The organism is Methylibium rhizosphaerae, from assembly GCF_006386545.1.
GTDB lineage: Bacteria > Pseudomonadota > Gammaproteobacteria > Burkholderiales > Burkholderiaceae_C > Pseudorivibacter > Pseudorivibacter rhizosphaerae.
In genome coordinates, this window is the sequence record NZ_SWAR01000015.1 from 32,095 (window position 1) to 51,532 (window position 19,438).

General features: G+C 69.0%; 18 protein-coding genes and 1 tRNA gene. 11 read left to right on the forward strand and 8 right to left on the reverse strand.

Going from position 1 to position 19,438, the window contains the following annotated elements; genetic code table 11:
- The first annotated feature begins 56 nt into the window (after positions 1-56).
- The 3 genes from E8D38_RS28300 to E8D38_RS12755 all read left to right on the forward strand — a co-directional run bounded on the left by E8D38_RS28300 (position 57) and on the right by E8D38_RS12755 (position 2,919).
- Positions 57-605 carry a Spy/CpxP family protein refolding chaperone gene (locus E8D38_RS28300; protein ID WP_181179107.1) on the forward strand — a complete coding sequence of 183 codons (549 nt, stop codon included), beginning with the start codon at positions 57-59 and terminating at the stop codon, positions 603-605.
- Between the two features lie 132 nt (positions 606-737).
- Entirely contained in the window at positions 738-1,454 is a 717-nt protein-coding gene (locus E8D38_RS12750; RefSeq protein ID WP_140630654.1) for a winged helix-turn-helix domain-containing protein, read from the forward strand.
- A gap of 73 nt (positions 1,455-1,527) precedes the next feature.
- Entirely contained in the window at positions 1,528-2,919 is a 1,392-nt protein-coding gene (locus E8D38_RS12755) for a sensor histidine kinase (protein ID WP_140630658.1), read from the forward strand.
- A 133-nt stretch (positions 2,920-3,052) separates the two neighbouring features.
- On the opposite strand, the gene E8D38_RS12760 is transcribed toward E8D38_RS12755, so the two are convergent.
- The 4 genes from E8D38_RS12760 to modA are packed head-to-tail and all read right to left on the reverse strand — an operon-like array spanning position 3,053 to position 6,080.
- Positions 3,053-3,874 carry a TOBE domain-containing protein gene (locus E8D38_RS12760; RefSeq protein WP_246099465.1) on the reverse strand — a complete coding sequence of 274 codons (822 nt, stop codon included), beginning with the start codon at positions 3,872-3,874 and terminating at the stop codon, positions 3,053-3,055.
- A 14-nt stretch (positions 3,875-3,888) separates the two neighbouring features.
- Complete coding sequence (locus E8D38_RS12765) at positions 3,889-4,593, reverse strand: ATP-binding cassette domain-containing protein (protein WP_140630661.1); 705 nt, start codon at positions 4,591-4,593, stop codon at positions 3,889-3,891.
- A 4-nt stretch (positions 4,594-4,597) separates the two neighbouring features.
- On the reverse strand, positions 4,598-5,287 hold the full coding sequence (modB, locus tag E8D38_RS12770) for a molybdate ABC transporter permease subunit (protein WP_140630665.1): 690 nt from the start codon (positions 5,285-5,287) through the stop codon (positions 4,598-4,600).
- Between the two features lie 13 nt (positions 5,288-5,300).
- The gene (gene modA / locus E8D38_RS12775) at positions 5,301-6,080 is read right to left on the reverse strand and encodes a molybdate ABC transporter substrate-binding protein (RefSeq protein WP_425462769.1); all 780 of its coding nucleotides are present in this window, start codon (positions 6,078-6,080) and stop codon (positions 5,301-5,303) included.
- Positions 6,081-6,410: 330 nt separating this feature from the next.
- On the opposite strand from modA, the gene E8D38_RS12780 reads away from it, so the two are divergent.
- The gene (locus tag E8D38_RS12780) at positions 6,411-8,375 is read left to right on the forward strand and encodes a TonB-dependent receptor (protein WP_181179108.1); all 1,965 of its coding nucleotides are present in this window, start codon (positions 6,411-6,413) and stop codon (positions 8,373-8,375) included.
- Positions 8,376-8,397: 22 nt separating this feature from the next.
- Here E8D38_RS12780 and E8D38_RS12785 read toward each other — a convergent pair whose 3' ends face one another.
- From E8D38_RS12785 to E8D38_RS12800, 3 genes are all read right to left on the reverse strand, one after another.
- Positions 8,398-8,805 carry a hypothetical protein gene (locus E8D38_RS12785; protein WP_140630672.1) on the reverse strand — a complete coding sequence of 136 codons (408 nt, stop codon included), beginning with the start codon at positions 8,803-8,805 and terminating at the stop codon, positions 8,398-8,400.
- An 813-nt stretch (positions 8,806-9,618) separates the two neighbouring features.
- Positions 9,619-9,708: transfer RNA gene (locus E8D38_RS12795), tRNA-Ser, on the reverse strand.
- Positions 9,709-9,866: 158 nt separating this feature from the next.
- A complete protein-coding gene (locus E8D38_RS12800; RefSeq protein ID WP_140630679.1) occupies positions 9,867-10,691 on the reverse strand; it encodes a symmetrical bis(5'-nucleosyl)-tetraphosphatase in 825 nt (274 codons plus the stop codon).
- A gap of 101 nt (positions 10,692-10,792) precedes the next feature.
- Here E8D38_RS12800 and E8D38_RS12805 point away from each other — a divergent pair, with 101 nt between their 5' ends.
- Complete coding sequence (locus E8D38_RS12805) at positions 10,793-12,091, forward strand: hemolysin family protein (protein WP_140630683.1); 1,299 nt, start codon at positions 10,793-10,795, stop codon at positions 12,089-12,091.
- Complete coding sequence (locus tag E8D38_RS12810; RefSeq protein ID WP_140630686.1) at positions 12,088-12,846, forward strand: SapC family protein; 759 nt, start codon at positions 12,088-12,090, stop codon at positions 12,844-12,846. Before E8D38_RS12805 ends, E8D38_RS12810 begins: the two co-directional genes overlap by 4 nt.
- Before the next feature lie 13 nt (positions 12,847-12,859).
- Here E8D38_RS12810 and E8D38_RS12815 read toward each other — a convergent pair whose 3' ends face one another.
- Positions 12,860-13,693: an IclR family transcriptional regulator gene (locus tag E8D38_RS12815; RefSeq protein ID WP_246099466.1), complete on the reverse strand. Its 834-nt coding sequence runs from the start codon at positions 13,691-13,693 to the stop codon at positions 12,860-12,862.
- Between the two features lie 136 nt (positions 13,694-13,829).
- Between E8D38_RS12815 and E8D38_RS12820 the strand changes: the two genes are divergently transcribed.
- The 5 genes from E8D38_RS12820 to fahA are packed head-to-tail and all read left to right on the forward strand — an operon-like array spanning position 13,830 to position 19,330.
- Positions 13,830-14,786, forward strand: coding sequence for an MBL fold metallo-hydrolase (locus E8D38_RS12820; protein WP_140630691.1), 957 nt, complete (start codon positions 13,830-13,832; stop codon positions 14,784-14,786).
- A gap of 8 nt (positions 14,787-14,794) precedes the next feature.
- Positions 14,795-16,486, forward strand: coding sequence for an FAD-dependent oxidoreductase (locus tag E8D38_RS12825; RefSeq protein WP_140630694.1), 1,692 nt, complete (start codon positions 14,795-14,797; stop codon positions 16,484-16,486).
- A gap of 11 nt (positions 16,487-16,497) precedes the next feature.
- Positions 16,498-16,707 carry a DUF2783 domain-containing protein gene (locus tag E8D38_RS12830; RefSeq protein WP_140630891.1) on the forward strand — a complete coding sequence of 70 codons (210 nt, stop codon included), beginning with the start codon at positions 16,498-16,500 and terminating at the stop codon, positions 16,705-16,707.
- A gap of 22 nt (positions 16,708-16,729) precedes the next feature.
- Complete coding sequence (gene hmgA / locus E8D38_RS12835; protein ID WP_140630697.1) at positions 16,730-18,016, forward strand: homogentisate 1,2-dioxygenase; 1,287 nt, start codon at positions 16,730-16,732, stop codon at positions 18,014-18,016.
- Positions 18,017-18,034: 18 nt separating this feature from the next.
- Positions 18,035-19,330 (forward strand): fumarylacetoacetase, encoded by a 1,296-nt coding sequence (gene fahA / locus E8D38_RS12840; protein WP_140630894.1) that lies wholly within the window; start codon positions 18,035-18,037, stop codon positions 19,328-19,330.
- The last annotated feature ends 108 nt before the right edge of the window (positions 19,331-19,438 follow it).

Here is a 19,438-nt window from a genome sequence, read left to right on the forward strand (position 1 = left end):
CCCTGGCCGACAGTGAACGCCATGGACAGACCCTGTCCGCTACCCAAGGAGTTCACATGACCTCTTCTCCAATGCAACCGAAGTCCGGCATGCGTCGTTATGTCGCGGCCGTGGTCATCGGGCTGGCGGGTTCCATCGGCCTGGCGGCCTGGGCCCATGGCGGCGGCCATCACGGACCGGGCATGGCCGGCTTTGGCGGCCCCGGCATGTTCGCCGGCTCGCCCGAGCGCGTTAGCCGTCTGGTCGACCACATGCTGCGCGACGTGAATGCCACCGAGGCGCAACGCACCCAGGTCAAGCAGATCGTCACCGCGGCCGCCGCCGACCTGAAGGCTCAACGGGAAGCCGGCCAGGGCCTGCGCGACCGTGCCGCCGCGCTGTTCACCAGCCCGACGGTCGACGCCAACGCCGCCGAGTCTCTGCGCCAGCAGATGCTCGGCCAGCACGACCAGGCGTCCCGGCGGGTGATGCAGGCCATGCTCGACATCAGCCGGGTGCTCACGCCCGAGCAGCGCACGCAGCTGGCCGAGCGCATGAAGCAGCGGCGCGACATGATGCAGCGCCACATGCGCGAGCGTCAGGATCTCGACCGCCCGACCCGCTGACCTGGGCCACGCAGGCCGCGTGCCGCAAGGCATGCGGCCTTTGCCGCTTCTTCCTCGCTTATGCTTGACTCCAGCTTTCCGCCCCGCGTCATTCCGGCCCCGGGGCGCGTTTTTTCAGCCACGGTTCCGCCCATGACTGCACGTGTCCTGCTGATCGACGACGACCTGCGCCTGACCGGCATGGTGGGCGACTACCTGCGAGGCGCGGGCTTCGACGTCGACGTGGCGCCCTCGCTGGCCGCCGGCCGCGAGAGGCTGGCGCGCGACACCTTCGATGCGCTGCTGCTCGACCTGATGCTGCCCGACGGCGACGGCCTCGACCTCACCCGCGAGCTGCGCGCCAGCCCGCGCACCCGGCACCTGCCGCTGCTCATGCTCACCGCGCGGGGCGAGCCGATGGACCGCATCGTGGGCCTCGAGCTCGGGGCCGACGACTACCTGCCCAAGCCCTTCGAGCCGCGCGAGCTGCTGGCGCGGCTGAAGGCGCTGCTGCGGCGCGCGTCGCCGGCGCAGGGCGACGACGACGTGCTGCGTTTCGGCCGGCTCGAGATCGACCTCGGCGAGCGCCAGGCCCGCCTGGCCGGCAAGCCCTGCGAGCTGACGAGCTACCAGTTCGACCTGCTGCTCGTGCTGGCGCAAAGCCCCGGCCGCGTGCTGAGCCGCGACCAGATCATGGATGCGCTCAAGGGCCACCCGCTCGAAGCCTTCGACCGCTCGATCGACGTGCATGTCTCGCGCATCCGCGCCGCCATCGAGGACGACCCGAAGAACCCGCGGCGCATCCTGACCGTGCGCGGCGTGGGCTACGTGTTCGCCAAGAAGCAGGACAGCGAGGCCGCCGAGGCATGACGGCTGCGCTGCTGGTCGGCCTGGTGGCCGGCGCCTTCTTCTCGTCGGCGGTCGACGTGGCGCCTGCTGCGGCATGAACTCGCTGTACCTGCGCATCTACATCACCGTCGTGGCGGTGCTGCTGGCGTTTGCGCTGGTGGCCGGCTGGGTGGTCAAGCGCAACATCGAGCAGGAGCGCGAGACCTTCCAGAGCCAGGTGTCCGAACGCACGGCGGCCTGGGCGGCGCTCATCGAAAACAGCCTGCCGCCCGCCGACGCGCCCGAAGCGGAGCAGCGGGCCGCGGTGCTCGAATGGTCGCAGCGGCTGCGCATGGCACTGGCGCTCGACAACGAACAAGGCAAGCGCATCGCCACCTCCGAGCTGTTCTCGCGGCGCGAGGCCGAGCTGGGCGGCATGCCCAGGCGCGCGCAGCGCATCGCGCTGTCCGACGGGCGGGCCTTGTGGATCTGGCGCGGCGGGCCGCGCATCATGCGCGAAGCCGGCCCGCAACCGCAGCCCCCCGGGGGTCGCCCGCCGTTCGACGGCGACCGCCCGCCGGAGCCGCAGCGCGACGCGGGCGGCTCCGGCTTCCCGCTGCCGCCCATCCTGTTCGGCGGCGGGGCGGGCCTCGTGGTGACGCTGATCGTGCTGTTCGTGGCGGTGGCGGCCGGTGCCTACCCGGTGGTGCGCCGCCTCACCCGCCGGCTCGAGGCCCTGAAGCGCGGCGTGCAGACCTTCGGTGCCGGCCAACTGAGCCACCGAGTGCCGGTGGACGGCCGCGACGAGGTGGCCGAGGTGGCTGCCAGCTTCAACGACGCCGCCGAACGCGTGGAGCAGCTGGTGCGGGCCAACCGCTCGCTGCTGGCCAACGCCAGCCATGAGTTGCGGTCTCCGCTGGCACGGCTCAAGATGGCCGTCGGCATGATGGACGGCGCCCCGCCCGAGCGGCGGGACAAGCTCAGGCAGGAGATCGATCGCGACATCCGCGAACTCGACGTGCTGATCGACGAAGTGCTGCTGGCCAGCCGGCTCGACGCGCGTACGGGCGTGGAGCGTGAGCCGGTCGACCTGCTGGGCCTGGCCGCAGAGGAGGCCGCGCGGGTGGATGCGGTGCTCGACGGCGAGGCAGTGCTGGTGCAAGGGGAGGAGCGGCTGCTGCGCCGGGCCCTGCGCAACCTGCTCGAGAACGCCCGCCGCTACGGCGGCAGCGAGGCGCCCGAGATCACGGTGCGGCGGGCCGGCGCCGGCCAGGTGGAGCTCCGCGTGAGCGACCGCGGGCCAGGCGTGCCGGCGGACCAGCGCGAGCGGATCTTCGAGCCGTTCTACCGCCTGCCCGGCCATGCCGAACACGCCGGCGGCGTGGGGCTGGGCTTGAGCCTCGTGCGGCAGATCGCCGACCGGCATGGCGGGCACGTGCGCTGCGAGGCGCGCCAGCCGGCGCCGGGCAGCTGCTTCGTGCTGAGCCTACCCGCCGCCGCGGCCTGAACGTTCGGCAGGCATCTCTGCCGCAGCGCTTGATGCTGTACGAACATACAGTATGATGCGCAGCCAGTCCACACGACCCTTGAAGCCAGCGGCGTCTTGCCGCTGGCATTTTTTTGCCTGAAGCCGGCCCGGGTCAGGCCATGGCGCCCAGGATCACGCTCGACGCCTTGAAGAGCGCGGTGGCGGCCATGCCAGCCTCCAGCCGCATGGCCTGCAGGCTGGCCAGGGTGACCACCGCGGCGATGCTGTTGCCGCCGCCGATGTCGATCACCACGTCGGCATTCACCGCGCCGGGGTGCACCGCGAGCACCGTGCCGGCGAGCTGATTGCGGGCCGACAGCCGGGCGCCGCCGAGTTCGGTGGCCACGATGATCGACGACGCCTTGATGAGCGCAAAGGCGCTGGCGCCCAGCGTGAGCCCGAGCTGCTCGGTGCTTTCGCGGGTCATGATCGCCACGATGCGGGCGCCGCCGGGCAGGGTGAGCTCGACCTCGTCGTTCACCGAGCCGGCACGGTAGCCGCTCACCGTGCCGGCGAACTGGTTGCGTGCGCTGGTCTTCATGTTCAACATCCTCAGCAGGTTGAAGTCCTGCGACAGGTCGGTCGCCTCGCTGCTGAGCAGTTGCACGAAACGCCGGTGGGCCGACTCGATCTGCACGAAGCGTTCGGCCAGCTGCCTGCCGCGCTCGGTGAGCCGCGAGCCGCCGCCGCGGCCTCCGGTGCTGCAGCGCTCCACCAGCGGCACGCCCGCGAGGTTGTTCATCGCGTCGACCGCATCCCAGGCGGCCTTGTAGCTCATGCCCACCGCCCGCGCAGCCTGGGTGATGGAGCCGTGTTCGCCGATGGCGCGCAGCAGCTCGATGCGGCTGCTGCCTCCCAGCGTCTGGCCGCCCATGTTCATCCACACCGAACCCTGCAGCTCGATCGCTTCGCCCTTGGACTTCTTGCGTGCCACGGTGCCGTCCCTCGTCAAGCCGAAGCATGCGACGGCAACTCGTGCCGGCCGCCCTGGCCGACCACCTGCCCGTCGCGCATCTCGAGCACGTCGTCGCCCAGCCGCCGCACGTCGGCCTCGTCGTGGGAGATGAGCACCAGCGGGATGTCGAGCGCCGCCTGCAGGTCGGCCAGTTCGTCGCGCAGGCGGGCGCGCAGGGCCGGGTCGAGGGCGGCGAAAGGTTCGTCCAGCAGCAGGGCGCGCGGCCTGGCCACCAGCGCGCGGGCCAGTGCGGTGCGCTGGCGCTGCCCGCCCGACAGCTGCTCGGGGTAGTGGTGCGCCACCGGCTCGAGCTCGAAGGTGCGCAGCCAGCGCTGTACCGCCTCGTGGTGCTCGTGCCGGCGCGCGTTGAACCAGCCGAGGTGCACGCCGAAGGCGATGTTCTGCAGCACGGTGAGGTGCGGAAAGAGCGCGTAGTCCTGGAACACATAGGCCAGCCGGCGATGCCGCGCCGGCACGTCGATGCCGCGCCCGCGGTCGACCAGCACCTCGCCGTTCAGGCGCACATGGCCGGTGTCCGGCTCGGTGAGGCCGGCGATGATCTTCAGCGTCTGGCTCTTGCCGGCGCCCGACGCGCCGAACAGCACCAGCCGCTGCGCGGCACTCGCGAAGGCCACGTGCAGATCGAAGCGGCGCTTGCCGTGCTCGAACCGCCGCTGCACGTCGACATGCCACACCATCGCGCTACCTCCTCGACCGCCCGGTGTCGGCCGCCACGCGGCCGGGCGCCAGCCAGCCGGCGGCCAGCAGCACGGCCACGCAGGTGACCGAAGTGACCAGCACCAGGAAGTTGGCCACGTCGTCCTGGCCGGCCTGCACCGCCTCGTACACGGCCACCGCGAGCGTCTGCGTCTTGCCGGGGATGCTGCCCGCCACCATGAGCGTGGCGCCGAACTCGCCGGTGGCCCGCGCGAAGGCCAGCAGCGCGCCTGCCAATACGCCGCGCCAGGCCAGCGGCAGCGTGACGCGGAAGAACACTGCCATCTCGCCCAGGCCCAGCACGCGCGCGGCCTGCTCCAGTTGCGGATCCACCGCCTCGAAGGCCGCGCGCGCCGACTTGAAGATCAGCGGGAAGGCCACGATGGTGGCGGCGATCACCGCGCCCTGCCAGGTGAAGATGAGGTTGATGCCGAAGGTCGAATGCAGCCAGCCGCCGATGGCGCCGCGCTTGCCGATCAGCACCAGCAGGTAGTAGCCCAGCACCGTGGGCGGCAGCACCATCGGCAGGGTGAGCAGGGCGTCGATCACGTCGCGCCCGCGCAGGCGTGCCCGGGCCAGCCACCAGCCCACGGCCACGCCGAGCACGAGGTTGATGAGGGTGGCCCAGCCGGCCACCTTGAGCGTCAGTGCGAGTGCGGCCCAGGCGCCTTCCATCGGGGAGGGCCGCTCAGGGCTTGCCGAAGCCGTGCCGCGCCAGCACGGCCTGCGCGGGCGGCGACAGCATGAAGGCCACGAAGCTGCGCGCCTGCGCTGCCTGGGCGCTGCCGGCCACCGGCGCAATGGGGTAGAGCACCGGCACCTCGGTTGGCACGGTGAGCGCGACCTTCACCCTGCCGGGCAGCGCCGCCGCATCGGTGCCGTACACGAAGCCCGCATCGACCTCGCCGCGCGCCACGTAGTCGAGCGCCTGCCGCACGTTCTGGGCGCCGATCACCTTCGGCTCGATGGCGCCCCACAGCCCGGCTCGTTCGAGCAGGCCTTTCGTGTAGCGCCCCACCGGCACGCTGGCGGGCAGGCCGATGGCGATGCGGGCATAGGCCGGCTGCACGAGCTCGCTCACGCTCCGCGGCGCGGCCTTGGCATCCGCCGGCACGACCACCACCAGCGTGTTCGACACGAAGTTGCGCCGCTCGGACGCGGCAATGAGCGACTGGCCCTGAGCCTGGTCCATGGTCTCCTGGTCGGCGCTGGCGAACACGTCGGCCGGCGCACCCTTGGCGATCTGCTGCAGCAATGCACCCGAGGCGCCGAAGTTCAGCAGCACGCGGGTGCCGGGGTTCTGCGCCTCGTACAGCGGCGCCAGTTCGCGAAAGGCGTTGGTGAGGCTCGCGGCTGCCGAGACGGTGAGGTCGGCGGCCTGGGCATGGCAGCACAGCAGCAGGACGCAGGCGGCGGTGAAGACAGGGCGTGGCAACTTGCGCATGGAGCAGGGCGCTTGGCTCTTCATGTACGGCTCTATATCGAAAAGAGCCGAAACCAGAAAATGCAGGGGGGAGCGAGCGCCGCAGTTTATATGTGTTGCTTCCTATATTGAAAATCTTCGGCCTCAGTCGCGCCTGCAAATGACAATGATTCGCATGTGCAGATAAGATCACGCCCCTTTGCATGGCGTGATCCAAGGAGGGGTGTGGTGAGGATGCTTCGGGCCCGTTTGAACCGTTTGACGTGGGCGTGCCTGTGCGCCGCCGCGGCTTTGCCGGCAGCAGCGCAGGAGGCGGCCGCCCCGACCCCGGAAGCCGCCGAACGCCCGGCGCCTGCCAGGCTGGATCAGGTGGTCGTGACCGGTGAAAAGATCCGCCGGCCTCTGGACAAGACGCTGACCAGCGTGGCCGTGGCCACCGAGAAGGACATGCAGGAGCACGGCGACCAGACGCTCACGGACGTCATGGCCCGCACGCCGGGCGTCTCGACCGCGCCGAACAACCAGACCTTCAGCATCCGCGGCGCGCCGGTGGCCGGGTTGGGCGAGCAGGGGCCCAACGACCTGATCTCGGTCTATGTGGATGGCGCCGTTCAGCCTCGCCAGACGGTGACGCTCGGCACGCTGTCGGTGTGGGACATGGAGCAGGTGGAGATCCTGCGCGGGCCGCAGTCCACCGTGCAGGGCCGCAATGCGATGGCCGGTGCGATCGTGCTGAAGAGCAAGGACCCGACCCACGAGCCGACCTTCGCGGCGCAAGCCCGGCTGGGCAACTACAACGAGCGCGGTGCCGCCTTCGTGGTCGGGGGCAGCGCGATCCCCGACACGGTGGCCTTGCGCCTGGCCGTCGAACACCAGGAGGACGACGGCTACATCCACAACGAGACGCTGAACAAGGATGCCAATCCCCGTCGCAGTCTCGTGGCGCGGGGCAAGCTGCTGTGGCAACCCGTCGAGTCGCTCGATGTGCTGGTCACGCTGGCGCATACCGATCACCGCCGGGGCAATCCGGTGGTGACCTACACCGCCGACGACGAGTTGCTCTTCTACCGCGTGCGCACCAATGCCGATGCGTGGGATCGCATGCGGCAGAACACGCTCAGCGCGCAGGTCGAATACCGGCTGCTGCCCGACTGGACGCTGCACAGCACCACCGCGCTGACGCACGCCCAATACGACGCCGTGCTCGACTTCGACCAGACCGACACCGCGCCGGTCGACGAGGTCTTCCGCGACCACCAGCGGCAGCTGGATTCACAGGAATTCCGCCTGGCGTACGACGGCAAGGTGCTGAAGGGGCACGCCGGCCTCTATTTCGGCGACAGCCGGGAGGACCGCAAGGACCGCCTGCTGTTCGACGGCACGCCGGCCATCGCTCTCTTCGGCGACACGCGGGTGCGCAACCACGCGCTGTTCGGCGAGCTGACATGGGCCTTTGCGCCGGCGTGGGAACTCATCGCCGGCCTGCGCCACGACCGCGAGCGCAACCGCACCGCCTCGCGCTTCGATGCCGATCCCGATACCGTGACCGAAAACTCCTATGGCGCGCTGCTGCCCAAGCTGGGCCTTTCGTACCAGTGGAGCGCCGAGCATCTGGTCGGCGCGGTGGTGCAGCGCGGCTACCGCGGCGGCGGCTCGGCCTTCAACATCGCCGAGCAGACGGCCGTGCCTTTCGATCCCGAGTACTCGGTCAACTACGAGCTCAGCTACCGCGGCCGCTGGCTGGACCGTCGCCTGCAGGTGATGGCCAACCTCTACCAGACCGACTGGCGCGACCAGCAGGTCACCTACCTCACGATGCTCGGCAACGACAACAGCGCGCAGGTGGCCAATGCCGGCCGCAGCCGGCTGCGCGGCGGCGAGCTGTCGCTCGGCTATGACGTGGACCAGTCCTGGCGCCTCTACGCCGGCCTCGCGCACAACGATTCGCGCTACCTGCATTTCGTGACCGCGACCCAGGACCTGAGCGGCCAGCCGTTCGAGCGTGCGCCGCGCAACCAGGTCAACCTCGGCAGCCGCTGGCGCCACCACAGCGGGTTCGCCCTGAACCTGGAGGCGGTGCACCAGGCTGCGAGCAATTCGCAGTACCTGACCGATGGTGACCCTGCTTCGCCGACCTACCGCCAGGTGGTGGGTGTGCGGCGCGGCGACTCGGCCACGCTGTTCAACGTGACCGCTCAGTACCGCATCGGCCGCTGGCTGGCCGGGGCCTGGGTGAAGAACCTGTTCGACGAGACCTATGCGGTGAGCCGTCCCACCGGCACGGTGGCCACCGCGGGGGCGCCGCGCACGTTGGGCGTCAGCTTGCGGTACGGCAGCTAGTGGGCGGGGCGGTCAGCCGTTCTTATGCAAGCCGACCGCCCGCGCCCAGACAGTCAAGCTTTGGTGAGTCGGGCAGCACTTTCACGGCTATGCCGTCACCGGTGGGGCTGGTCACACGCCAAGGAAGTGGCCCCTTGAAGCGCTGCTCTGCCTGCAAGTTGATGATCGCGTCAGCCCCGAGCTTTCGCGCCTCTCGAGCCATCACTGGCAGCAACTCGTCGGTACCTCCGTAGGTCCGCTTTGTGGCCTTGATCCGTCCGAGCGCGACGACCTTCACATCGGAGGGTGGTGCGCCTGCCAGCAGACATACCTTGTTGTTGTGAGCGGAGTGAACGGGTGCCGTTCTGTCGGCCTCCACCTTCGCCCGCGTGCCGCAGCCAACCATGGCGATGCAAAGGATCACGGGTACGAGTCTCTTCATGCCTGTCATTGCGCGCCTCCTCTCACAAGGCCTTGCGTTATGCAGCCTAGCGGCTGCTCCTGGAGTCCCCAAAAAGGGGGGCACGCACCTCTGGTATGGCTCCGCGTGAAGGAATGCCGCCTGAATCCCCCATCGTGGTGGTGCACGGCACGACTGCCCGGCGCATCCTGCGGCGACGACATCGGTGGGGGTGATGATGCGTGCTCGACTCGTGGCAACGGTGTGCGCGGAAGCGATGCGGTTCCTGGAGGCTCATCTGCGGACGAGGCGTCTCGCGAGAGCGGCCCAGCAGGAGGGCAACCGCCAGATGAGCCGCGTCAGCGTCTGCGTGGCGGCCACGCTCTGCGCCATTGCATTGACCGCGACGGCCGAGGTGCCTCGTTGCGAGACCTCGTCAGCGCTTGACCACGGCGGTGGACTGAACGCTTGCGGTTGCCACTTCAACCGCAAGACCGGTGAATGCCATTGCCATCAGCCAAGAGCCTGCGGCTGTTCGTGTCAGCCGGCTTCCTGTCCGCGGTAATGGCTGTCTTGCGCCCACGCAGCGCAGCCAGGGCAAGATGCTCGACGTCAGTGATGAGCAGGTCGGCGACTCGACACAGGCGGCACGGCAGAAGGCCCGTGTGCAGGCCTGCATGAGGGCCGCGGCTCGCCTGAACCGGCGCGCTACGGCGAATGCCTAGCTCCGTGTCGCTCAATCGCGGCGAGGCTCAGTGCGGTCAGGTAGTCGGCGTATCGCGATCAAAGCACGTCCCGATAAAGGTGCTCTTTGCCGGATGCGAGGCGGCGTCGGCCCGGCGCGCCGCTGAAATGCTCGTTTCCTGGCGGAAGCGGTGAGATTCGAACTCACGGAGGGCTTCCGCCCTCGCCGGTTTTCAAGACCGGTGCCTTAAACCGCTCGGCCACGCTTCCAACATGCATCGCTCCGGCGAAACCGCCGGTTTTGGTCTTCGCTCACATCGCTGCGCGATATGAGCTCCGCCCCAACGCCTGAAGGCGTTGACCAAGACCGGTGCCTTGAACCGCTCGGCCACGCTTCCAGAAGAGGCGGCGATTGTAGGCCACGCCCCTCACAGCGGCGACTGCGCCTCCTCGCACCGCACCTGGATCACCTCGCGTTCGCCGCCGTCCACCCGCACCGCGGTGAGCCGCCCGCCCCACACGCAGCCGGTGTCGATGGCCAGCAGCTCGCTCTGGTTGATGAGGCCGAGGGTGGACCAGTGGCCGAATGCAATCGGCACGCCGGCGGTGCGGCGGCCCGGCGCCTGGAACCACGGCACGTAGCCCAGCGGCGCGCTGTCCAGCCCCTCCTTGCTTTCGAACTCCAGCGCACCGTCGGTCGCACGGCAGAAGCGGATGCGCGTGAGCGCGTTGACCGCAAAGCGCCAGCGGTCGGCGCCGAGCAGGTCGTCTTTCCACTGGGAAGGCTCGTTGCCGTACATCACTCGCAGAAAGCCTTCGAGCTCGCCGCCGCGCAGCAGCGTCTCCACCTCGCCGGCGAGCCGCAGGGTGAGGTCGAGGTCCCACTGCGGCGCCACGCCGGCATGCACCATGAGCCAGCCGTGCTCGTACACGGCCAGTCGGTGCTCGCGCAGCCAGGCGATCCAGGCATCGCGGTCGGGCGCTTCGAGGATGTCGCGCGTGGTGTCCTTGCGGTGGGGCTGGCGCAGTCCCGCAGCCACTGCCAGCAGGTGCAGGTCATGGTTGCCGAGCAGGCACACGGCCGCATCGCCGAAACCGCGCAGCGTGCGCAGCACGCCCAGCGAGTCCGGGCCGCGGTTGACGAGATCGCCCAGCATGTAGAGCCGGTCGCGCGAAGGAGAGAAGCCGATCTCGGCGAGCAGGCGGTCCAGTGCGTCGCAGCAGCCCTGGACGTCGCCGATCAGGTAATTCATGGGGCAGGCCCGGTCGGGAAATTCGAGCGATTCTGCTACGCTTGGCGCCCCAAATACCGAAGGCCCGCCGCGCGCTCCCTCCCGCGGCACGGGCCTCCCCGATGGACGTCGCGCTTCTCATCTTCCTGATCCTGCTCAACGGCGTATTTGCCATGTCTGAAATGGCGCTGGCCGCCAGCCGCAAGGCCCGGCTGCAGGTCATGGTCGAAAGCGGCGAGTCGGGGGCCAGCACGGCGATGGAGCTGCACGACAACCCGACGCAGTTCCTGTCCACGGTGCAGATCGGCATCACGTCCATCGGCATCCTGAACGGCATCGTCGGCGAGGCGGCCTTTTCGGCGCCGCTGTCGACCTGGCTCAAGCGCAGCTTCAGCGTGCCGGAGCAGGTGGCCGACATCGGCTCGCTCGCCTTGGTGGTGGTGATCATCACCTACCTGACCATCATCTTCGGCGAGCTGGTACCCAAGCGCATCGGCCAGCTCTACCCCGAGGCGGTGGCGCGCATCGTGGCGCCGCCGATGCACTGGCTGTCCAGACTCGCGCGGCCGTTCGTGCGCCTGTTGTCCGGCAGCACCGTGGCCATGCTGAGCCTGCTGGGCATCCGCGAGAACTCGGCCCGCGGCGTCACCGAAGAAGAGATTGCCGCCAGCCTCGAAGAAGGGCTGGACGCCGGCGTCATCGAGGCGCACGAGCACCAGATGGTGCGCAACGTGTTCCGGCTCGACGAACGCCAGATCGGCTCGATGATGATTCCGCGCGGCGACATCGTCTGGCTCGACCTGGAGGACCCGATCGCCACCACGCTGGCGCGCATGGCCGAACACGACCACTCGCGCTACCCGGTGTGCCGCGGCGGCCTCGACGACATCGTCGGTGTCATCGCGGCACAGCACTTGCTGCACCAGCTCACGCAAGGCAAGAGCGTGTCGCTCGAAGAGAAGCTGCAGCCGCCGGTGTTCGTGCCCGAAACGCTCACCGGCATGGAGTTGCTGGAGCACTTCCGCGGCTCGGGCACCCAGATGGTCTTCGTGGTCGACGAATACGGTGAAGTGCAGGGCGTGATCACGCTGCGCGACGTGCTGGAGGCGATCACCGGCGAGTTCGCCAGCGGCGTGCCCGAAGATGCCTGGGCCGTGCAGCGCGACGACGGCTCCTGGCTCATCGACGGGCTGATCCCCATTCCCGAACTGAAGGATCGGCTCGAGCTCAAGGACCTGCCCGACGAAGACCGCGGGCGCTACAACACCCTGGCCGGCTTCGTGATGCTGCTGCTGGGCCGGCTGCCCCGCACCGCCGACGTGGTGGAGTGGGGCGGCTGGCGTTTCGAGGTCGTCGACCTCGATGGCAAGCGCGTCGACAAGGTGCTGGCTTCGCCCATTCCTGCTGGAGACCACGAATGAATTTCCCTTCCGCCCTCTACAAGGACCCGGTGCTGCTCGACCGCAACGAACACCGCGGCAAGCGCATCAGCAAGCTCACCGACTTTTCGGTGGCTGCCGAGATGAACGCGATGTTCGTCAACGTGGTCGAGTTCGCCGAGGCCGCGAAGGAATACCCGGTGGCCTTCCTGCCGGTGCCCGAGTCTTCGCAGGACAAGCCGGTCGTGAGCCCGGTGGTGCTGCTGGGCCTGCGTGACCGCGAGAACCTGTACGTCAACGAAGGCAAGTGGGACGCACGCTACATCCCGGGCTACCTGCGCCGCTATCCCCTGGCCTATGCCAAGAGCGGAGACGAGCGCGTGAGCGTCGTGATCGATCAGGCCTGGTCCGGCTTCAACGACGCCGAAGGCGAGCTGCTGGTCGAGCCGTCCGGGGAGGCCGCGCCGTACCTGAAGCAGATGATGGAATTCCTCGACGCCTTCGAGCGCGAGGGGGGCCGCACCCGGGCCTTCTGCGAACGCCTCGTGCAGCTCGACCTGCTGCGCGGCGGCACGGTCGACGGCCAGCTGCCTGACGGCTCGCCGCTGCGGGTCGAAGGCTTTTTCGCGGTGGACGAGCAGAAGCTGCTCGGCCTGCCCGATGCCGACCTGCTGGAGCTCGTCAAGAGCGGCGCAATGGGCTTGATCCATGCGCACATGCTGTCGATGTCGAACGTGCAGCGGCTGTTCGAGAAGCTGGGGCAGCGGCTGGGCAAGGTTTCCGCGCCGCTGCAATAACCGTTCGGCGTTCTCAGGCGGAGCGCGCGGACGGCAGCGCTCCCAGCCGCTGCGACACCTCGCCGGCGCAGGCCACCAGCGCTCGCGCGAGGGCGCCTTCGGGGTGCACGTCGAACAAGGCCGTCGGCCCGATGGCCGTCACGCTCATCACGATGTCGCCGCTGTGCTTGAACACGGGCGCGGCCATCGCGCTCACGCCGGGCACCAGTTCGTCCACCGTGTGGCCGTAGCCCTGGCGCCGCACGCCTTCGAGCGTCGCCTCGAAATCCACCCATCTGGGCCGCGGCCGCGGCGGGCTTGACGCCAGCCGCTGCTCGCGGGCCTGTTCCTCGTCGAACGCCGCGCGCACTTGCGCGCGCGGCAGGAAGGCCGCGAACAGCCGGCCCGAGGCCGTGTCGGTGAGCGACATCACCGTGCCGTGCCGCATGTTGACCCGCACCGCGGTGGGCGCTTCCTCCACCTGCACGATGGTCGGCCCGTAGGTGCCCCAGATGCCCAGCGCCACCGTGTGGCCGATGCGTTGCGCCAGCTCGGGCAGCAGTGGAGTGGCCACCCGCACCGGGTCGGCCTGCTGCAGGCTGATGAGGCCCAGCTGCAAGGCCAGCGGTCCCAGGCCGTAGCGGCCGCTGCTCGGGTCCTGCTCGATGAGCCCCAGCTTGCCGAAGCTCACCAGGTAGGGATGGGCCTTGGCCGGTGCCATGCCGGCTTCGCGGGCCAGGTCCTTCAGGGCCATGGGCCGGCCCTGGTGCACCAGGGCCCGCAGCAATTGGCCGCCCACTTCCACGCTCTGGATGCCGCGGCGGTCGCGTTCGGCCGGCTCTTCCGGCCCTGCTGATTCGTCGGTCACGGGTTAACCCTTATGAAACTCATTAGACATTAACGAACTAATTGCCTAAGATCAAGTCAAGTTCAGAAATGGCAAACAAGTTCGTCTAAATCAAACTCCGGCGAGATTCTGCCCGCCCCTACCGAGGACCGCGAACATGAGCACCAAGGCCTTTGCCTCACAAGCCGACCTGGAAGAAAAGCGGGTCAGCTTCACCCGGCTGTCCGAGCACGCCTACGCCTACACCGCCGAAGGCGACCCCAACACCGGCATCGTGATCGGCGACGACGCGGTGATGGTGATCGACACCCAGGCCACGCCTGCGATGGCGCAGGACGTGATCCGCCGCATCCGCGAAGTGACCGACAAGCCCATCCGCTACGTGGTGCTGTCGCACTACCACGCGGTGCGCGTGCTGGGCGCTTCGGCCTATCAGCCGCAGCAGGTCATCGCGAGCCAGGACACCTACGACCTCATCGTCGAGCGTGGCGAGCAGGACAAGGCCAGCGAGATCGGCCGTTTCCCGCGCCTGTTCCGCAATGTGGAGACGGTGCCGCCCGGCCTCACCTGGCCGACGCTCACCTTCACCGGCCGCATGACGCTGTGGCTGGGCAAGCTGGAAGTCCAGCTGCTGCAGCTGGGCCGCGGGCACACCAAGGGCGACACGGTGGTGTGGCTGCCGCAGGACCGGGTGCTGTTCTCTGGCGACCTGGTCGAGTTCGACGCCACGCCCTATGCCGGTGACGCCTATTTCCAGGACTGGCCGAAGACGCTGGACAACATCGCCGCGCTGAAGCCCCACGCCCTGGTGCCGGGCCGTGGTGCGGCGCTGCAGAACGAGGCCGCGGTGGCCCAGGGGCTGGCCGGCACCCGTGCCTTCGTCTCGGAGCTGTTTGCCAGCGTGCAGGCGGGGGCACGGGCTGGCAAGGACCTGAAGGCCGTCTACCGCGAGACCTACGACCGGCTCAAGCCCAGCTACGGGCAGTGGGTGATCTTCGACCACTGCCTGCCGTTCGACGTGACGCGTGCCTATGACGAAGCCACGCAGTATGCCGACCCGCGCATCTGGACGGCCGAGCGCGACCAGCAGATGTGGCAGTCGCTCGAAGGCTGAGGGGCGCGATGAAGCCGCTCGAACTGCCCGCAGCCGTGACCGGGGCGCAAGTCCAGGCGCTGGAGTTCGCCTATGAGCGCTCGCCCGACCAGGGCGCTGCGCAACCGGTGCGGCATGCGGTCGTCGTGGTCGGCGCCGGCCCGGTGGGCCTGTCGCTCGCCATCGACCTCGCCCAGCGCGGGCAGAAGGTGCTGCTGCTCGACAACGACAACCGCCTGTCCACCGGCTCGCGCGCCATCTGCTTCGCCAAGCGCACGCTGGAGATCTGGGACCGCCTGGGTGTGGGCGATCGCATGGTGGCCAAGGGCGTGGGCTGGAACGTCGGCAAGGTGTTCTTCCGCGACGAGCTGCTCTACCGGTTCGACCTGCTGCCCGAAGAGGGCCATGAACGGCCGGCCTTCATCAACCTGCAGCAGTACTACGCCGAGGCCTATCTCGTCGAGCGCGCCAGCGCATTGCCCAACCTCGAGATCCGCTGGAAGAACAACGTGGTCGCGCTGGAGCAGGGTGAGCGCGGCACCAGGCTCGGAATCGACACGCCCGACGGCCGCTATGAGCTGCTGGCCGACTGGGTGGTGGCCTGCGACGGTTCGCGTTCGCCGCTGCGGGCCTTGGTGGGCGAAGCAAGCCACGGGCGGGTGTTCAAGGACCGCTTCCTGATCGCCGACGTGCGCATGGAAGCGCCGCCCCGCGCGCTGGGCGGGCCGCGCACAGGCGAAGGCGCCAGTGTGGGGCATGACGCTCCTGCGGCCGAACGCTGGTTCTGGTTCGACCCGCCGTTCCATCGCAACCAGAGCGTGCTGCTGCACATGCAGCCCGACGGTGTGTGGCGTATCGACTTCCAGCTCGGCTGGGACGCCGACCCCGAAGAAGAGAAGAAGCCCGGGAACATCATCCCGCGGGTGAAGGCGCTGCTCGGCGACGACGCGAAGTTCGAGCTCGAGTGGGCCAGCGTCTACACCTTCGCCTGCCAGCGCATGGACCGCTTTCGCCTGGGGCGGGTGCTGTTCGCCGGCGACTCGGCCCACGGCGTGTCGCCGTTCGGTGCCCGTGGCGCCAACTCCGGCGTGCAGGACGCGGAAAACCTCGCCTGGAAGCTCGACCTCGTGCTGCGCGGCGACGCGCCCGACGCCTTGCTCGACAGCTATGCGAGCGAGCGCGAATACGCGGCCGACGAGAACATCCGCAACTCCACCCGGGCCACCGACTTCATCACGCCCAAGAGCGAGGTGTCGCGCCTGTTCCGCGATGCAGTGCTCGACCTGGCGCGCCAGCACCCGTTCGCGCGCAAGCTGGTCAACAGCGGCAGGCTGTCGGTGCCGGCCACCCTGCACGACTCATCGCTCAACACGCCCGACACGGACAGCTTCGAAGGCGCCATGGTGCCGGGCGCGCCGGCCGCCGATGCACCGCTGTCGATCGACGGCCGCCGGACCTGGCTGCTGCGCGAGCTGGCACAGGGCTTCACCCTGCTGGTGTGGGACGCGTTGCCTGCATGGGCCGACGGGCTGCCGCTGAAGCGGCTCGTGTTGTCGCCGGCGCAGGACCCGCAAGGCTGCCTGGCCCGGCGCTACGACCTGCAGCCGGGCACCGCCTACCTGCTGCGACCCGACCAGCATGTGTGCGCACGCTGGCGCCAGCCCGCCGAAGCCGTCGTGCGGGCGGCACTGGCCCGCGCCTGCGCGCTGCCGCCGCCATGAGGACACGCACCATGCCGCTCATCACCGAACCCCACCTCGAAGCGCCCGACGACTTCTACGAAGCCTTGATCGACGCCCACAAGGACCTCGACGCAGCCGAAAGCCATGCGCTCAACGCCCGCCTCGTGCTGCTGCTGGCCAATCACATCGGATCGCTCGACGTGCTGAAGGAGGCGCTCGCCGCCGCACGCGCACGGTCCGTGGCCCCCGCATCGAATTGAACCGACCGAAAGCAAACTGCTCATGAACCCACGTCAATACCAATCAGGATTCGGCAACCAGTTCTCCACCGAGGCGGTCGAAGGCGCGCTGCCGCGCGGCCGCAACAGCCCGCAGAAGGTCTCCCTCGGCCTGTATGCCGAGCTGGTGTCGGGCAGTGCCTTCACCGCGCCGCGCGCCGAGAACCACCGCAGCTGGCTGTACCGACGCCAGCCCTCGGTGGTGACGAGCGGCTATGCGCCGTACGCGCAGCCCTTTCTCAAGACCGGCGCGAAGGCCGGCGTGGCGATGCCGCCCGACCCGTTGCGCTGGCACCCCGCGCCGATCCCCGAAACGCCGCTGGACTTCGTGGACGGCCTGCGCACCGTCGTCGTCAATGGCGACCCGGATGCGCAATGCGGCATGGCCGCGCACCTGTACCTCGCCAACCGGTCGATGCAGCGGCGGGCCTTCGTCAATGCCGACGGCGAGATGCTGCTGGTGCCGCAGGAGGGCGAGATCACCATCACCACCGAGCTGGGCGTGCTGGACGTGAAGCCGGGCGAGGTGGCCCTGCTGCCGCGCGGCATCGCGTTCAAGGTCACGGTGGCCGGCCCCTCGCGCGGTTATGTCTGCGAAAACTACGGCGCGCCGTTCCGCCTGCCGGAGCTGGGGCCCATCGGCAGCAACGGCCTCGCGAACCCGCGCGACTTCCTGGCGCCGGTGGCTGCGTTCGAAGACGCGCAGGGCGACTACGAGATCGTCAAGAAGTACGGCGGGGCCCTGTGGCGCGCGACGCAGAAGCACACGCCGTTCAACGTCGTGGCCTGGCACGGCAACCTCGCGCCGCTGAAGTACGACACCGCCAACTTCATGACCATCGGCTCGATCAGCTTCGACCATCCGGATCCGTCGATCTTCACCGTGCTCACCTCGCCGTCGGACACGCCGGGCACGGCCAACTGCGACTTCGTGATCTTCCCGCCGCGCTGGATGGTGGCCGAGGACACCTTCCGGCCGCCGTGGTACCACCGAAACCTGATGAGCGAGTTCATGGGCCTGGTGTACGGGCAGTACGACGCCAAGCCCGAAGGCTTCAAGCCCGGCGGCATGAGCCTGCACAACTGCATGGTGCCGCACGGCCCCGACACCGAAGCCTTCGACAAGGCGAGCAACGCGCCGCTGGCGCCGCACAAGCTCGACAACACGCTGGCCTTCATGTTCGAAAGCCGCTGGCGCTTCCACCCGACCGAGTTCGCGCTGAACGAGGCGCCGCTGGACAAGGCCTATGCCGACTGCTGGGCCGGGCTGGGTGATCACTTCAAGGCCTGAGAGCACATGAGCGAGAACATGAACGACATCGACTTCACCCACGACCCGGCACAACGAAGCTGGGTCACCTCGGCCAATGCCGACGCCACCGACTTCCCCCTCCAGAACCTGCCCTTCGGCCGCTTTCGCCGCGCGGGCGAGGCATGGCGGCTCGGCGTCGCCATTGGCGACCAGGTGCTCGACCTGCGCGCCGCCATGGCAGCCGGCTTGCCGCTCGATGCAACCCTCGGCAGCGACGTGCTCAACGACTTCATGGCGCTCGGCAAGGCGGCGCGTGTGCAGGCGAGGGCGCTGCTCTCACGGGCGCTCGCTGCCGGCAGTGCCGAAGAAGCCCGCCTGCGCAGCTGCCTCGTGCCGCAGCGCGAGGCCGAAATGAGCCTGCCCTGCCGCATCGGCGACTACACCGACTTCTACACCGGCATCCATCACGCCACCACGGTGGGCAAGCTGTTCCGCCCGGACAACCCGCTACTGCCGAACTACAAGTGGGTGCCCATCGGCTACCACGGCCGTGTGTCGAGCCTCGGGGTCTCGGGCCAGCAGTTCCGCCGCCCCTTGGGGCAGTTCAAAGGCGAGGGCGACGAGCCGCAGTTCGGCCCGGCGAGGCGGCTCGACTACGAGCTCGAGGTGGGCGTGTTCGTCGGACGCGGCAATGCCCAGGGCGAGCCCAAGCCCATGGACGAGGCCGAGGACGACTGGTTCGGCATGGTGCTGCTCAACGACTGGTCGGCGCGCGACGTGCAGGCCTGGGAATACCAGCCGCTCGGGCCCTTCCTTTCCAAGAGCTTCGCCACCACCCTCTCGCCGTGGGTGGTGACGCGCGAGGCGCTGGAGCCGTTCCGCGTGCCGTTCGTGCGCCCGGCGGGCGATCCGCAACCCTTGCCCTATCTCGATTCGCCGGCCAACCGCGAACGCGGCGGCATCGACATCACGCTCGAGGTGTGGCTCAAGACCGCTTCGATGAGCGAGCCGCAGCGCCTCACCGAAAGCAACTTCCGCGACGCCTACTGGACGGTGGCGCAGATGCTCGCCCACCACTCGAGCAACGGCTGCAACCTGCAGCCCGGCGACCTGCTGGGCAGCGGCACGCAGTCCGGCGCGCAGCCCGGGCAGGGCGGCTCGCTGCTGGAGCTCACCGGTGGCGGCAAGCAGCCGCTTTCGCTCGCCGGCGGTGAAACGCGCACCTTCCTCGACGATGGCGACACGGTGGAGCTGCGCGCCCATTGCCAGCGTGCCGGGGCTCGCCGCATCGGCTTCGGCGTGTGTGCGGCTACCGTGCTGCCCCCGCAGTCGGCTCCGGTGCAGTCCCATTGACGCCAGGCAAGCCGGTCACTAGAGTTTGTTCATTATCTGACCACCGGTTCGCAATAAGAACACGTTGCGAGCCGGTGACCCAAGGTTTGTCTTGATCCCAACGACAGG

Bases quoted from the DNA above. Each gene is read 5' to 3' on its own strand.
- E8D38_RS28300 (WP_181179107.1), top strand. From the start codon at position 57: ATGACCTCTTCTCCAATGCAACCGAAGTCCGGCATGCGTCGTTATGTC.
- E8D38_RS12750 (WP_140630654.1), top strand. From the start codon at position 738: ATGACTGCACGTGTCCTGCTGATCGACGACGACCTGCGCCTGACCGGC.
- E8D38_RS12755 (WP_140630658.1), top strand. From the start codon at position 1,528: ATGAACTCGCTGTACCTGCGCATCTACATCACCGTCGTGGCGGTGCTG.
- E8D38_RS12765 (WP_140630661.1), bottom strand. From the start codon at position 4,593: ATGGTGTGGCATGTCGACGTGCAGCGGCGGTTCGAGCACGGCAAGCGC.
- modB (WP_140630665.1), bottom strand. From the start codon at position 5,287: ATGGAAGGCGCCTGGGCCGCACTCGCACTGACGCTCAAGGTGGCCGGC.
- modA (WP_425462769.1), bottom strand. From the start codon at position 6,080: ATGAAGAGCCAAGCGCCCTGCTCCATGCGCAAGTTGCCACGCCCTGTC.
- E8D38_RS12785 (WP_140630672.1), bottom strand. From the start codon at position 8,805: ATGACAGGCATGAAGAGACTCGTACCCGTGATCCTTTGCATCGCCATG.
- E8D38_RS12800 (WP_140630679.1), bottom strand. From the start codon at position 10,691: ATGAATTACCTGATCGGCGACGTCCAGGGCTGCTGCGACGCACTGGAC.
- E8D38_RS12805 (WP_140630683.1), top strand. From the start codon at position 10,793: ATGGACGTCGCGCTTCTCATCTTCCTGATCCTGCTCAACGGCGTATTT.
- E8D38_RS12810 (WP_140630686.1), top strand. From the start codon at position 12,088: ATGAATTTCCCTTCCGCCCTCTACAAGGACCCGGTGCTGCTCGACCGC.
- E8D38_RS12820 (WP_140630691.1), top strand. From the start codon at position 13,830: ATGAGCACCAAGGCCTTTGCCTCACAAGCCGACCTGGAAGAAAAGCGG.
- E8D38_RS12825 (WP_140630694.1), top strand. From the start codon at position 14,795: ATGAAGCCGCTCGAACTGCCCGCAGCCGTGACCGGGGCGCAAGTCCAG.
- E8D38_RS12830 (WP_140630891.1), top strand. From the start codon at position 16,498: ATGCCGCTCATCACCGAACCCCACCTCGAAGCGCCCGACGACTTCTAC.
- hmgA (WP_140630697.1), top strand. From the start codon at position 16,730: ATGAACCCACGTCAATACCAATCAGGATTCGGCAACCAGTTCTCCACC.
- fahA (WP_140630894.1), top strand. From the start codon at position 18,035: ATGAACGACATCGACTTCACCCACGACCCGGCACAACGAAGCTGGGTC.